At 65.1% G+C, this 13,817-nt stretch carries 13 protein-coding genes; 7 read left to right on the top strand and 6 right to left on the bottom strand.

The genetic code is table 11. The features are described 5' to 3' along the window. Positions 1-36: 36 nt before the first annotated feature. From Q5Z11_RS17615 to Q5Z11_RS17605, 3 genes are all read left to right on the top strand, one after another. On the top strand, positions 37-510 hold the full coding sequence (locus tag Q5Z11_RS17615) for a hypothetical protein (protein ID WP_303747594.1): 474 nt from the start codon (positions 37-39) through the stop codon (positions 508-510). 21 nt (positions 511-531) lie between these two features. Continuing rightward, positions 532-789 (top strand): GIY-YIG nuclease family protein, encoded by a 258-nt coding sequence (locus Q5Z11_RS17610; RefSeq protein WP_303747593.1) that lies wholly within the window; start codon positions 532-534, stop codon positions 787-789. A gap of 129 nt (positions 790-918) precedes the next feature. Continuing rightward, positions 919-1,254 carry a YegP family protein gene (locus Q5Z11_RS17605; protein ID WP_303747592.1) on the top strand — a complete coding sequence of 112 codons (336 nt, stop codon included), beginning with the start codon at positions 919-921 and terminating at the stop codon, positions 1,252-1,254. A gap of 678 nt (positions 1,255-1,932) precedes the next feature. On the opposite strand, the gene Q5Z11_RS17600 is transcribed toward Q5Z11_RS17605, so the two are convergent. Beyond that, positions 1,933-3,447 carry an acetyl-CoA hydrolase/transferase family protein gene (locus Q5Z11_RS17600; RefSeq protein WP_303747591.1) on the bottom strand — a complete coding sequence of 505 codons (1,515 nt, stop codon included), beginning with the start codon at positions 3,445-3,447 and terminating at the stop codon, positions 1,933-1,935. Between the two features lie 281 nt (positions 3,448-3,728). Here Q5Z11_RS17600 and glnE point away from each other — a divergent pair, with 281 nt between their 5' ends. After that, complete coding sequence (glnE, locus tag Q5Z11_RS17595; protein ID WP_303747590.1) at positions 3,729-6,554, top strand: bifunctional [glutamate--ammonia ligase]-adenylyl-L-tyrosine phosphorylase/[glutamate--ammonia-ligase] adenylyltransferase; 2,826 nt, start codon at positions 3,729-3,731, stop codon at positions 6,552-6,554. A gap of 39 nt (positions 6,555-6,593) precedes the next feature. On the opposite strand, the gene Q5Z11_RS17590 is transcribed toward glnE, so the two are convergent. From Q5Z11_RS17590 to Q5Z11_RS17570, 5 genes are all read right to left on the bottom strand, one after another. After that, entirely contained in the window at positions 6,594-7,157 is a 564-nt protein-coding gene (locus Q5Z11_RS17590) for a queuosine precursor transporter (RefSeq protein WP_303747589.1), read from the bottom strand. Between the two features lie 486 nt (positions 7,158-7,643). After that, positions 7,644-8,144: a hypothetical protein gene (locus Q5Z11_RS17585; RefSeq protein ID WP_303747588.1), complete on the bottom strand. Its 501-nt coding sequence runs from the start codon at positions 8,142-8,144 to the stop codon at positions 7,644-7,646. Between the two features lie 30 nt (positions 8,145-8,174). Further along, positions 8,175-8,696 carry a hypothetical protein gene (locus tag Q5Z11_RS17580; protein ID WP_303747587.1) on the bottom strand — a complete coding sequence of 174 codons (522 nt, stop codon included), beginning with the start codon at positions 8,694-8,696 and terminating at the stop codon, positions 8,175-8,177. Further along, entirely contained in the window at positions 8,693-9,574 is an 882-nt protein-coding gene (locus tag Q5Z11_RS17575; RefSeq protein ID WP_303747586.1) for a DUF2145 domain-containing protein, read from the bottom strand. Before Q5Z11_RS17575 ends, Q5Z11_RS17580 begins: the two co-directional genes overlap by 4 nt. Positions 9,575-9,656: 82 nt before the next feature. Further along, on the bottom strand, positions 9,657-10,775 hold the full coding sequence (locus Q5Z11_RS17570) for a serine hydrolase domain-containing protein (protein ID WP_303747585.1): 1,119 nt from the start codon (positions 10,773-10,775) through the stop codon (positions 9,657-9,659). Between the two features lie 92 nt (positions 10,776-10,867). Between Q5Z11_RS17570 and Q5Z11_RS17565 the strand changes: the two genes are divergently transcribed. From Q5Z11_RS17565 to Q5Z11_RS17555, 3 genes are all read left to right on the top strand, one after another. Further along, positions 10,868-11,764, top strand: coding sequence for a DMT family transporter (locus tag Q5Z11_RS17565; protein WP_303747584.1), 897 nt, complete (start codon positions 10,868-10,870; stop codon positions 11,762-11,764). Positions 11,765-12,060: 296 nt separating this feature from the next. Then, a complete protein-coding gene (locus tag Q5Z11_RS17560; protein ID WP_303747583.1) occupies positions 12,061-13,068 on the top strand; it encodes a methionine ABC transporter ATP-binding protein in 1,008 nt (335 codons plus the stop codon). Continuing rightward, positions 13,065-13,757, top strand: coding sequence for a methionine ABC transporter permease (locus tag Q5Z11_RS17555; RefSeq protein WP_303747582.1), 693 nt, complete (start codon positions 13,065-13,067; stop codon positions 13,755-13,757). The genes Q5Z11_RS17560 and Q5Z11_RS17555 overlap by 4 nt, the downstream gene beginning before the upstream one ends. Positions 13,758-13,817: the final 60 nt, after the last annotated feature.

The following is a 13,817-nucleotide window of genomic DNA, read 5'->3' as shown; positions in this document are numbered from 1 at the left end:
GGGACAGGGGGAGCACCTTCTCCTGCAGGAAAGCCTATGAATCACCGCTCCAAGGAGAAGGAACTGATGCGTTTCCGTATGTGCACCATGGCGCTGGCTTTGATGCTGGTCCCGTCGCTGGCGCTGGCCAAGAAGGAAGTTTTTGATTCGGGCAGTGGCTGCCTGCAGAACCTGTCGGTGGCCGGTGGCTTCACCAGCGGCAAGCAGTTCCTGGCCTCGACCGACCATGAAGGTGTCAGCTACCCGGTCGCGTTCGCCAAGACCGTGGCCGCGATCGAAGCCGAAGGCATGGTCGGTATCTACCCGAACGAGACCACCGGCTACATCGCCGCCGAGAACCCGGTGCGTGGTGGTGGTGGTTCGACCGTTCCGCTGCGCACCACCGTGCGTCGCCAGCCTGACGGCAGCGTTCGCGTTGAAGTGCGTTTCAGCATCAAGGGTGGTCAGATGACCTCCAACAAGGCAGTGGGCGAAGGCCTGTGCAAGATTGCTGACGCAGCCAGCCTGTAAGTCTGGATGGAGCGGGGCCAGGTGAAGGGCGGTTGGTTTCTATACCTGCTGGAATGCCGCGATGGCAGTTACTACGCAGGTATCACGACCGATGTTGAAGCCCGTTTCCTGGCCCATGCTGCCGGCAAGGGGGCGCGCTACACCCGCGCGCACCCGCCGCTGCGCATACTGGCCAGTCGTGCCTATGCCGACCGCTCGGCCGCTTCGCGCGCCGAATGGCAGATCAAGCAGCTGCCGCGCGAGCGCAAGCTGGCATGGCTGGAACGGACAGAAGATTGAGGTAGAGTCGCAGCTGTAGCCGCGGCAGCTTGCGGCTTCCAACGTCCGGTCACCCGGGCAACAGCCACGCATGCGGCTGCGCAAGCAGGGCGGCGGCGTGCCGGCATCATCCTCAAGTGGGGTATTGCAATGGCAGGTTGGTATGAGTTGGACAAGAGCAGCGACGGTCAGTTCTACTTCGTGCTCAAGGCAGGCAACGCCGAGGTCATCCTGACCAGCGAGCGTTACACCACCCGTGCTGCGGCGGAGAACGGCATCGCCTCGGTGCAGAAGAACAGCCCGGATGAAGCGCATTACGAGCGCAAGACCGCCAGTGACGGTCGCTACCATTTCAATCTGAAAGCAGCCAACCACCAGGTGATCGGCAGTAGCCAGATGTATGCCTCGCAGGCCGCGCGCGAAGCTGGCATCACCAGCGTAAAGGGCAATGGTCCTGGCACCACGATCAAGGACAAGACGGCGTAGCGGTGTTGTAGCTGCGTTGTTGAAAAACCCCGGGCAAAGCCCGGGGTTTTTAATTTGTAGTGCCGAGCCATGCTCGGCACTACGCTTTGAGCCCCTCTCCCGCGAGCGGGAGAGGGGTTGGGGTGAGGGCGACTTTTCGCTGGTTAAGCCCCTGCCGAGCATGGCTCGGCACTACAGGTGGAGCTTCAGGCCTTCAGCTTTAGCCCCTCTCCCGTTTGCGGGGTGAGAAGGGCTGCTTGCGAACCAAAGGTTCGCAGCCATTCGAACGACCTTGCGCCAGCGCAAGGGCCGGGGCGCGGAGCGGGGGTTGGGGTGAGGGCGGCTTTTCGCTGGTTAAGCCCTTGCCGAGCATGGCTCGGCACTACAGGTGGAGCTTCAGGCCTTCAGCTTTAGCCCCTCTCCCGTTTGCGGGGTGAGAAGGGCTGCTTGCGAACCAAAGGTTCGCAGCCATTCGAACGACCTTGCGCCAGCGCAAGGGCCGGGGCGCGGAGCGGGGGTTGGGGTGAGGGCAGCTTTTCGCTGGTAAAGCCCCTTGCCGAGCATGGCTCGGCACTACAGGTGGGTCTTCAGACCTTCAGCTTTAGCCCCTCTCCCGTGTACGGGAGAGGGGTTGGGGTGAGGGCGGCTTTTCGCTGGCAAAGCCCCTGCCGAGCATGGCTCGGCACTACAAGAGGGGCTTCAGGCCTTCATGCTGCCGGTGTCGATGTAGCGCTGATGCCAGGACAGGGCTTCCGGCAGCAGGTGCGGCGTGTGCTTGCCATAGCTGTCGCGGCAGGCGCGGTCGAAGTAATCGTTGAGCTGGTCGCGGTAATCCGGATGCGCACAGTTGTCGATCACCTGGCGCGCGCGTGCACGCGGCGGCAGGCCGCGCAGGTCGGCCAGGCCCTGCTCGGTGACGATGATCGAGACATCGTGCTCGGTGTGGTCCACATGGCTGACCATCGGCACGATCGCCGAGATCGAACCGCCCTTGGCCATCGACGGGCTCAGGAAGGTGGACAGGAAGCCATTGCGGGTGAAGTCACCGGAGCCGCCGATGCCGTTCATGATGCGGCTGCCCATCACATGGGTGGAGTTGACGTTGCCGTACAGGTCCACCTCGATCATGCCGTTCATGCCGATGCAGCCGAGGCGGCGCACCAGTTCCGGATGATTGGAGATCTCCTGCGTGCGCATGATGATGCGCTCACGATAGAACTTGATGTTGCGCTTGAACTCTTCGTTCGCCTCCGGACTCAGCGCAAAACCGGTGCAGGAGGCGTACTCGAGCACGCCGGACTTGAGCAGGTCCAGCATGCCGTCCTGGATCACCTCGGTGAACGAGGTCAGGCCGCGCAGGCCGCTTTCGGCCAGGCCAGCCAGCACCGCATTGGGAATATTGCCCACGCCCGACTGCAACGGCAGCAGGTTGGCCGGCAGGCGGCCCTTGGCTACTTCGTGCTTGAGGAACTCGATCAGGTAGCCGGCGATCTGGCGGCTGTCCTCATCGATGGGCTTGAACGGACTGTTGCGGTCCGGCCCATTGGTACGCACCACCGCCACGATCTTGTCCGGGTCCACGTCCAGCGTGGTCTGGCCGATGCGGTCATTGGCGTGGATCAGCGGGATCGGCTTGCGGTGCGGCGGCAGCGCCGTGCCGTAGTAGATGTCGTGCATGCCCTCGATGTCGGCGGGCTGCCATTCGTTGACCTCGATGATCACCTTCTTGGCCAGGTCCAGCCAGGTCTTGTTGTTGCCGACCGAGGTGGAGGGCACCAGCGAACCGTCTTCGCGAATCGCCGAGACTTCGACGACCGCAGTATCGATTTCACCGTAGAAGCCAAACCACACGTGCTGGGCAACGTGCGAAAGATGGATGTCGATGTAGTCCAGCGTGCCTTCGTTGATGCGCTTGCGTGCATCCGGGTCGGTCTGGAACGGCATGCGCATCGCGATGGCGTCGGCCTTGGCTAGCGCGCCATCAAGCTCCGGTGCAGTCGACGCGCCGGTCATCAGCTTGATCTTGAACGGCTGGCCTGCGGCGTGCACCTCTTCAATGCGCTGCGCCAGCGCCAGCGGCACCGCCTTGGGGTAACCCGAACCGGTGAAGCCGCTCATGGCCACGGTTTCGCCGGGCTGGATGAGGGCCGCGGCTTGTTCGGCGGAAACGATGCGGTCGCGCAGGCGCGGGTCCAAGATGCGTTCGACAGACATGACGACTACGGTTTGTTGGGGGAATACCCGATTATCGCCCTTCGGCGTGAACAGGGGGGTTGGACCTTGGTGGAATGGTCATTACGGATCCAGTGCTCTTGTACTCCCCAGTATTGTTTTGCACTGCAGCGTGCAAGTTGTCTGCGCACCCGGCAGGATCGCCCTGCATCCCGACGTGGGGGAGGGAGCAAGGCCCGCTGACAGTTCGCTGTCAGCGGGCTTTTTTATTGCCTGATCCCCGGAGATGGCGACTGCTCGCCCACAGATGCCAGAATCGGTGGATGAACCAAATCGCCCCCGCAGCATCTGAATCTGTTCAGCCTGTAGTCGAACGCGCCTTGAGCCGGCTCAAGCTGGCCGCGCCTGACCCGGCGCAATGGCCGCAATCCAGGGAATTCGAGGCCGGCCTGCGGCAACTGGCGATCACCAGTGATTTCGCCATCGATACCCTGTGCCGGCAGCCGGAGCTGCTGCAGCTGCTGGGTCAGGCCGATCCCGCGCCCTTGCCGCTGCCTGAGCTGGACCCGCTGCAACCCACTGCTTGGCCAACCCAGCTGCGCCGTTACCGCGCCGCGGCCTCGACCCGGCTGATCTGGCGCGATCTGCTCGAGCTCGATGACGTCGATGCCACCCTGGCTGGCGCTACCCGTCTGGCCGAGGAATGCCTGCAACTTGCGCTGACAGCGCTGGAACAGGAGTTCGCCAGCCGCCACGGCGTGGTTCGCGACGCCGCTGGCAGCACACAGCAGTTGGTGGTGTTCGGGCTGGGCAAGCTCGGCGGTGGCGAGCTGAATTTCTCTTCCGATATCGATCTGGTCTACGCCTACCCGCACAACGGCGAGTCCGATGGTGCGCGTCCGCTGGCGGCCGAGGAGTATTTCGCGCGGCTGGGTCAGCGCCTGGCGCGGCTGCTGGACGAAACCACCGCAGAAGGCTTCAGCCACCGCGTCGATCTGCGCCTGCGACCGTTCGGCACGGCTGGCCGGGTCGCGTTGTCATTCGCCGGCATGGACCAGTATTTCCAGCGCGAAGGCCGCGACTGGGAGCGCTACGCCTGGATCAAGGCGCGCGCGGTCGCCGGCGACATCGCTGCCGGTGAAGCGTGGCTGGAGACGCTGCGCCCCTTCGTCTACCGCCGTTACCTCGACTTCACCGCGCTTGATGGCCTGCGCGAAATGAAAGCGGCGATCACCGCCGAGGTCGCGCGCAAGGATCGGCTGGATGACATCAAGCGGGGCCCCGGTGGCATCCGCGAGATCGAGTTCCTCGCCCAGGCCTTGCAGCTGATCCGCGGCGGCCGCGAGGCGGCCTTGCGCGAGCGACGCTTGTTGCCTGCGCTGCGCGCGCTGGTCGAAGGCGGGCAGATGGCAGCCGCGGATGGCAATGACCTGATCCAGGCCTATCGCTTCCTGCGCCGCGTCGAGAACCGCCTGCAGATGCTGCGCGACGCGCAGACGCACTGCCTGCCCAACGACCCGCTGGATCGCAGCCGCGTCGCCCTCGGCCTCGGCTATGCGGATTGGGATGCCTTGCTTGCAGCCCTGAACGAACAGCGCGAACGCGTCAGCGTTGAATTCGGTGCATTGCTTGCGCCGCGCCAGGGCCAGGCGGCACCGGATGTGCTGTCCAGCTATTGGCGGGTGCTGCCCGGCGGCGGCAGCGCCGAGGTGCTGGCCGAAGCCGGCTTCGCCGATGCCAATGGCGCAGATCAATCGCTGCGCGAGTTCGCCCAGTCGCTGGGTGTGAAGTCACTGTCCGACAGCGCACGTGCGCGTCTGGACCGGGTGTTGCCGGCACTGCTGCATGCCGCCACCCGATCGCCGCAACCCGATGCCGCGCTGCGCCGCGTGCTCGGCCTGCTGCAGGCCATCCTGCGCCGCACCAGCTATCTGGCGCTGCTGGACGAACAACCCAGCGCCCTGACGCGGCTGGTCAACGTGCTGGCACGCAGCGCCTTGTTGTCCGAGCGGCTGGTCGCGTTCCCGCTGCTGCTGGACGAGTTGCTGGATACCCGCGTCGCCGGACCAATGCCGGACGCGCAGGAAATGCAGGACGCCTGCGCCAGCGCCCTGCAGATCGATGACCCGGAAGCAGCACTGCGCGCACTCAATGAAGTGCGACTCGCGCTGAGCTTCCGCATGGCCTTGGCCTTCCACGATGGCCGCCAGCGTGCGGTGGACTGCACGCAGCAACTGGCGCAGTTGGCCGATGCGGTGGTGGTGACCGTGCTGCAGATGGCGCATGCCGACATGCTGCAGGCGCATGGTGAAGTGCTCGGCGGACGCTTTGCGATCATCGGTTACGGCAGCCTCGGCGGCGTTGAGCTGGGCTTCGGTTCGGATCTGGACCTGGTGTTCCTGTACGACAGCCCGGCTGGCAGCGACGGCAGCAATGGTCCGCGTCCCTTGGACAGCGGCCGCTGGTTTGCCCGTCTTGCGCAGAAGGTGATGGCCTTGCTCGGTGCGGTGACCGCCGCCGGCCGCCTGTACGACATCGATGTGCGCCTGCGCCCGGACGGCGGCAAGGGCGCGCTGGTGTCGTCACTGGCAAGCTATACCGAGTACCAGCGCGAACGCGCCTGGACCTGGGAGCATCAGGCACTGGTACGCGCGCGTGGCGTGGCCGGTGATGCATCGCTGCTGGCGGATTTTGAGCAGGTACGTGCACTGACGCTGGGCCGCGCGCGTGAGCATGAGGTGTTGTTCGGCGACGTGCTGAAGATGCGTGCGCGCATGCGCGCTGAGCTGGACCGCAGCGATGCTGGACGTCTGGACTTGAAGCAGGGCGCGGGTGGTCTGGTCGACCTGGAGTTCGTGCTGCAGACCGGCGTGCTGTCGCAGGCACAACACACGCCGTCGCTATGCGAACCGAGGGCAACCCCGTTGCTGATTTCCGCATTGGCGGCGGCAGGTTGGTTGCCGGAAGCCACGGCGCAGGCGCTGCATGAGGCGCATGCGACGCTGCTGGATGTGGGCCTGAGCTGCACCTTGGACCGGCGCCCACGTATTGCCGTGCCGACGCCTGGGATAGAAGCGGCATGCGCGGCGATCAGCGCCGCAGCGATTGCGCAGGGGCTGCCCTTCGAACCGGGCAAGCACGCGGAGTGATGCTGGAAAGCAGCCCGGCTTGGTACCGGGCTGCAGCGCTCAGCGGGTATTGCCGCGCAGCGGCGCCATCTTCCACAGCAGGGCGCGGAACGGTGCCAACAGGCACACGCCGATGGCCAGCTTCACCGCCAGATCGCCTGCGGCCCAGCTGAGCCACGGCAGCTGCGAGCCGGCAAAGGCGATCGACCAGAAGATGGCGGTATCGACGGTGGCGCTGCAGGTGGTGGCCACCATCGGCGCACGCCACCAGTTGCCGGCGCGCAGCCGGTCGAACACGGTGATGTCCAGCAGCTGCGCGACGATGAAGGCCGAGCACGAGGCAACCGCGATACGTGGCGTGGCGATCCACACCGACAGCACCACCGCCACCGCAAAGCCGGCCCAGGCCACGCGGCGAGCCGCCTGTGGGCCGAAGCGGCGATTGATCAGGTTGCTGACCAGGAAGGCGACCGGGTAGCTGAAAGCGCCCCAGGTGAGCCAGTCATTGATCGGGTACTGCACCAGCACATTCGAGCCCAGCACCACGGCGCCCATTGCCAGCACGGCCAGCAGCAGCGAGGTGGGGGTAAGCGGGGCGAAGCGGATGGACGGATGTGAGGACATGAACAGGCACAGGCAGCGCCGGTGGGCACTGCATCGATAGAAGGGGGAGGGGCCGTGCCTGGAAAGGCAGGTCGATGCCTATTGTAGCTGGTGTGGTCGAGGCGGATGTCAACGGCGGCAGGAGTGCACATTGCCAGCAATCAAGCAGACTGAGCCCCTCTCCCGTTCACGGGAGAGGGGTTGGGGTGAGGGCAGCTTTTGCTTGTGCGGTTGGCTTTGCTGGCGTTTGAGCGCCAGATGACAACGGCCGCAGGAGTGCATGCTGCCTGCGATCAAGCTGACTGAGCCCCTCTCCCGCATGGCGGGAGAGGGGTTGGGGTGAGGGCAGCTTTTGCTTGTGCTGTCAGCCCTGCGGGCGCTTGAGCTTCAAATTACAAAAGCCAATGCCAAAGCGCCCTCATCCGCCCTTCGGGCACCTTCTCCCGCAAGCAGGAGAAGGGATGCTTCAGACATTTCTACGATCTGGAGCCTCGAAGCACCGCAGCCTCAAAGCTTCCCGCTATGACTCACCGACGCCGCTTCAATCGCCGGCACAAAGGTCAGCACCGCGCCATCTTCAGCCCGCACCATCCAACCCGCACCTTGCGGGCTCGGCGTGAACGCCACCGTCTGCCCGAGCACGAAGTTCCCGGCCGGGTTGTCCTCTCGCTGTGGCCAATGCAGAGATGCGGTGTTGGCCGCATCCAAAGGATCGGCGAGCGCCACGCTGCGGCCGCCATCGGCATCCTGGGTAATCGCTTCGACCTTCATGTCCGGCAGCGGACCAGCGTTGATGCGGCGGGTCTGACGCTCACCTGAGGTTGCGGACGACTTGTCGGCAGCTGATGCCACCAGCAGCAACGGTGCGGACACCAGCATCGATGCGCCGGCCGAGGTCACCAGCGTGGAGACCTCGGAACGATTCAGGTCGGCGCCAGCGCGGGCAGGTGCGGTTACCGACAGGCAACTGACTGCCACGACGCAGGCAACGGAAAGCAGGGTTTTCATCAAATACTCCTCAAAGGAACAAATGCGCGATCACAAGGTCTGCGTGCGGCTCTCATCCACCGCCTCGATGGTGGGCACGAACGCCAATGCAGCGCCCTCCGGATTACGCAGCATCCAACCGGCGCCCTGCGGGCTCGGCTGGAAAGCGACTTTGCTGCCAACCGTGAAACCGGCCGCCGGATCATCTTCGCGCTTTGGCCACTGCAGGGTGGCGCGGTTCTCGGCATTGGCTGGATCTTCCAGGGTGACGCGGCGGCCGCCATCGGCGGCGGTCTCCACCGATTTCACTTCCAGGTCAGGCAGCGGACCGGCGCTGGCGCGACGCTTCTCCTCGCGGCGTTCGCTGGATTCCTTGGACATGTCGGCTGCACCGCGCACGCCTGCCGCAGACAGGAAGATCGGGCCGGACACCACCATCACCACGCTGGAACCAGTCACCAGCACGGAGGCTTGTGAGCCGTTGATTTCGCCTGCGCGGACTTCACCCGTGGTGAGGCCAAGGCTGGCGGCGATGGTAACGGCGAGGATGCCGCTGTTGAACAAATGCTTCATGGGGTCGCTTCCTGCTGACGTGTTGGGGCTTGCGTGTTGCTTCCGGTCATTGCCGGCACGGGTGTTTGATGGGCGACGGCAAGTTCGCGTTCCAGCGCACCACTGCGATGCAGGAAGTCGAACACCGACTCCACTGTCACCACCGAGTAGTTGCCGGAGATGCGTTCGCTGGCCGGGTGATCGGTAACTGCCACGTTGTCGGCAAGGAAACGCGCACCCAGCCGCTTGCCGATGCCGATGTGCATGCGTGACGGCGTATAGCCCTTCTGCTTGAGCCAGGCCAAGGCGCTGTCGCGGTCAGCGAGGGGCGCATCGCCTGCGGCCTGCGCCATTGCCGCTGCGGCGACTTCCAGGATCCATTGGTTGGAGTTCTGGTACTCGCTGCTGCCGGGATAGGCCAGCATGCTGTAGCGCGGCTCATGCAGTGCACGTGCCCGTGGTGCAGCGCCGGCAAGCAATGCCTTCAACGCTGCGCGGACTTCCGGCGTGGGAATGCCAACCCGCAGGTCGGTGGTGATCGAGCTTTCGCCAACCAGGTTCACCAAACCTTCGCGGTACAGGTCGGAGCTGTCGGTCTTGCAGCGGTTGAGCAGGTGCACCACGTCCCAGCTGCCGGCGTCGTTGCGCACCAGGAAGGCAAGGTGGCTATGGCGCAGCCCGTACTTGCTCAGGTCCTGGCCGCCACGCGCAGCGATAGCCACATCCACGCCGGGCAGGGCATCGAGCGTATCGGCGGTGACCGCTGCCATGTCGAACATGGCGGCAATCGTGGTCGGCGGCGGATAGCGTGGGCTGCAGGCCGGTTGCGCGAATGCCGGGGCGGCGAGGGTGGCCAGACTCAGTGAGAGAGCCAGCAATAGTGTGGTGCGAGGTTTCATCGGCGCGCATCCTTGCATGGTGCTTGGGAAATATTCGTTAGGAGCGGGCAAAGCTGCGGCGAGGCCTGCGGCTGTCTTTCGTTCAAGGCTGCTTCCACTGCGCGTGCAGCAGGCCGGAAACCGCAAAACAGGCCGGCGCATCCTTGTTGGACAGCACGATCACGGTCTCGCCGGTTGCCGGGTAATGGCGCACGTCGGTGCAGACACCGTCGGTGCTGCCACCATGGCCCCAGCGGAAGTCGCGGGCCGGCACGTCCTTGCCGTAGCCGGTGGCAAAGAATCCCAGGCCCATGAATTCGCGTTGGGTTTGCGTGGCCTGTCCGAACAGTGCCGCTGGCAGCAGCTTGCCGGCATTCAAAGCCTGCACGAAGCGGAACATGTCGCGCGCATTGCCCACTTCGCCACCGGCGGGCAGGCCACGGTTGGGTTGGGTGGCGCAGTTGCGCACACGCTTGCCATCCACCTCCGCATACGCCCGTGCCAGATCGGCAGCGGGATCGTCGCAGGCCACGAAGCCGGTATCTTGCATGCCGGCCGGTTGCAGCACGTGCTGGCGGATGTAGCTTTCGAAATCCTGCCCGGAGAGGACTTCCAGCATCCGCCCCAATACCAGGTAGCCGAAGTTGCCGTACTTCTGCGCGCTGCCGGGCGCGAACTCCGGGGCGCGCCCGGCATGCAGTGCGACCATCTCCTCCAGGCTGCCCAGTCGTGCGCGATCGGCACTGTGTTCGGCGCCAAAAAGCTCGTCGATATCGCCCGCACCGGCGCTATGCGTCAGCAGTTGGCGGACGGTCACCTCAGTGGCGAACTGACGATTGGGGTAGTCCTTGAGCACCTCGCCGACCTTGCTGTCCAGGTTGAGGCGACCGGCGGCGATCTGCTGCAGGATCGCCACGCTGGTGAACATCTTGCCGGCCGAAGCCAGGTTGAAGCGGTCATTCACCTGCAGCGGTGCTTCCTGCTGCTCATCGCGCGCGCCATAGGCTTTCTCGAACACCACCTCATCGCCGCTGGCGATCAACACCGTGCCCGAGAACTGGCCGGCGGCCTGCAGCCCCAGCGCAAAGCCATCCAACTGTGCCAGCGCTTCAGCGCTGGGTGCCTGCGCGGCAGTGGCAACCCAGGGCACGACAGCGAGCAGCAACGGGGCAAAACGCAGCAGGCGAGGCGCGGCAGCTGGATGCTTCAGTGGTTTGCGCATGGTCGGGCCCAGGTTGGGGATGGCCAGAACATAACATCGCCCATTACTGCTGACAGTCTGCAAGCAGGGCCCCGGCAGCGGATAATGGCGCCATGTCGCCTACCAAATCCCCCGTGCGGGCCATCATCTGGATGCTGGCCGCTGTCGCTTTCTTCTCCTGCATGGACGCTGGCATGAAGATGCTGTCCAGCAGTTATCCCACCCTGCAGGTCACCATGCTGCGCGGTGCAGCCTCGCTGCCGTTCGTCCTTGTATGGGTGCTTGCCACCGCTGGGCCGCGCTCGATCATCCCGGTACGTTGGGGCCTGCATCTGCTGCGCGGCGTGCTCGGCATGGTGATGATCGGCTGCTTCGTCTATGCGCTGCGCACCTTGTCGTTGTCCACTGCTTATACGATCTACTTTGTCGCGCCCTTGCTGGTAGCGGCACTGTCGGTGCCCTTGCTGGGTGAGCACGTGGGGCCGCGGCGTTGGGTCGCCATCGGCATCGGCCTGATCGGCGTGCTGGTGGTGCTGCGCCCGGGCGTGGATGGTTTCATCTCGTTCCCGGGCCTGATGGTGCTGCTGGCGGCGACGGCTTACGCAATCGCGGCGGTCACGGTCAGCCTGCTGACCCGTACGGATACCCCGCAATCGATGGTGGTCTGGTTCCTGCTGATCATGGCGATCGGCGCCGGCCTGCTGGCCTGGCCGCAGTGGCAGCCGCTGCAGTGGAAGCACGCCGCGCTGATCGCCGGCATGGGCCTGGCCGGGGCCTTGGGCCAGATCGCGCTGACCCGGGCATTCCAGCTGGGCCAGGCCTCGATGATCGCGCCGCTGGAGTACACCGGGCTGGTCTGGGTGATCGGCTGGGACGTGCTGCTCTGGCAGAAGCTGCCCGACCGCTGGACCTGGATCGGCGCCGGCATCATCGTCGCCAGCGGCCTGTACCTGCTGCACCGTGAACGCGTGCAGCGGGCGCAGCGGCCGGATCAGATTGATCATCCCTGAAAGCCGACCCCTCCCCAGCCCTCCCCTTGGCTTCGCCAAAGGGAGGGGGAGGAACTGTAGGAGCGGTGTCAGCCGCGAAGCTGGTGATGCCATATGAACAGGTATTGCCGCGATCTGGTGGTCCATCTGCTTCGCGGCTGACGCCGCTCCCACAAACAGAACTACCCCCCACCATATCCCCGACTGGTTTCGCTTAGAACCAAAAGGAATAAGATTCCGGTTTGCGGCACGCGCGCCGGGGCCCCGGCGCTGCTAGGCTGCACGCCCCTTACTTATGCCCTCCGGTTGCCCTGGCAGTGATCGAGTTCCAGCACCTGCAGAAAGCTTATGCCGTCGACGGCCGCGCGATCACCGCGCTGCATCCGCTCGACCTGAAGATCCAGGCCGGCGAAGTGTTCGGCATCATCGGCCACTCCGGTGCCGGCAAGTCGACCCTGATCCGCCTGATCAACCGCCTGGAAGAACCAAGCGGCGGGCAGGTGCTGATCGATGGCCAGGACGCCACCGCGCTGGACGCCGACGGCCTGCGCGCGCTGCGCCGACGCATCGGCATGATCTTCCAGCACTTCAACCTGCTGTCGGCACGTACCGTCGCGGCCAATGTGGCCTTCCCGCTGGAACTGGCCGGCACGCCCAAGGCCGAGATCGACGCCCGCGTGGCCGAGCTGCTGCGCATGGTCGGGCTGGAAGAGCATGCGGCCAAGTATCCGTCGCAGCTGTCCGGCGGGCAGAAGCAGCGTGTCGGCATTGCCCGCGCGCTGGCCACGCGCCCGCAGATCCTGCTGTGCGACGAGGCCACCAGCGCGCTGGACCCGCAGACCACCGCCTCGGTGTTGGCGCTGCTGGCCAAGATCAACCGCGAGCTGGGCCTGACCATCGTGCTGATCACCCACGAAATGGATGTGATCCGCCGCGTCTGCGACCGCGTTGCCGTGCTCGATGCAGGCCACATGGTGGAGATGGGCCCGGTCACCGAGGTCTTCCTGCATCCCCGGCACACGACTACCCGTCGTTTCGTCTCCGAGTCCGAACATGTGGACGAAGGCGAGCAGCTGCGCGATTTCGCTGCCGTCGGTGGTCGCATCGTGCGTCTGACCTTCCTCGGTGAAGGCACTTACGAACCGTTGTTGGGGCGCATCGCCCGCGACACGGGGGTGGACTACAACATCCTTACCGGCCGCATCGACCGCATCAAGGACACGCCCTACGGCCAGCTGACCGTGGCCCTGGTAGGCGGCGACCAGAACGCCGCGCAGGCAGCCTTCATCGCTGCTGGTGTGCACGTCGAGGAGCTGCGCCGATGATCATTGCAACTGCCGCGGAAGGCTTCTTCCGCCATCTGGATGCTGGCAAGTGGGCCGATATCGGCCAGGCCACCATCGACACCTTGCTGATGCTGGCCGGCTCGCTGCCATTGACCCTGGCCATTGGCCTGCCGCTGGGCGTGCTGCTGTTCCTGACCGGCTCGCCGCAGCTGCACCGCAAGCCGGTGGTCTACGGCATCACTGCCTTGTTGGTGAACCTGCTGCGCTCGGTGCCCTTCATCATCCTGATGATCGTGCTGATCCCGGTGACGCTGGCGATGATGGGCACTTCGCTGGGTGTGCGTGGCGCGATCCTGCCGTTGGTGGTTGGCGCTGCACCGTTCTACGCGCGTCTGGTGGAAACCGCACTGCGTGAAGTCGACCGTGGCGTGATCGAAGCCAGCCAGGCAATGGGTGCGACCACCAAACAGCTGGTCTTCAAGGTACTGCTGCCGGAAGCGCGACCGGGCCTGATCGCCGGTGCCACCGTCACCACCATCGCCTTGATCGGCTTCACCGCAATGGGCGGTGCGATTGGCTCCGGCGGCCTCGGCGACCTGGCCTTCCGCGATGGCTACCAGCGTTCGCACACCGACGTGGCACTGGTTACCGTGGTACTGCTGCTGGTGCTGGTGCAGCTGCTGCAGATGCTCGGCGACCGCCTGGTTACGCATTACAGCCGCAAGTAATGGAATGACTGCGGGCCGGCACGTTGCGTGCCGGCCTGTTAGCGTATGTCCACACCATCC

It is taken from the genome of Stenotrophomonas sp. 610A2 (assembly GCF_030549615.1).
Taxonomy (GTDB): Bacteria; Pseudomonadota; Gammaproteobacteria; order Xanthomonadales; family Xanthomonadaceae; genus Stenotrophomonas; species Stenotrophomonas pigmentata.
Note: the sequence above shows the minus strand (reverse complement) of the source record. Positions and strands in the feature narration are given on the sequence as shown.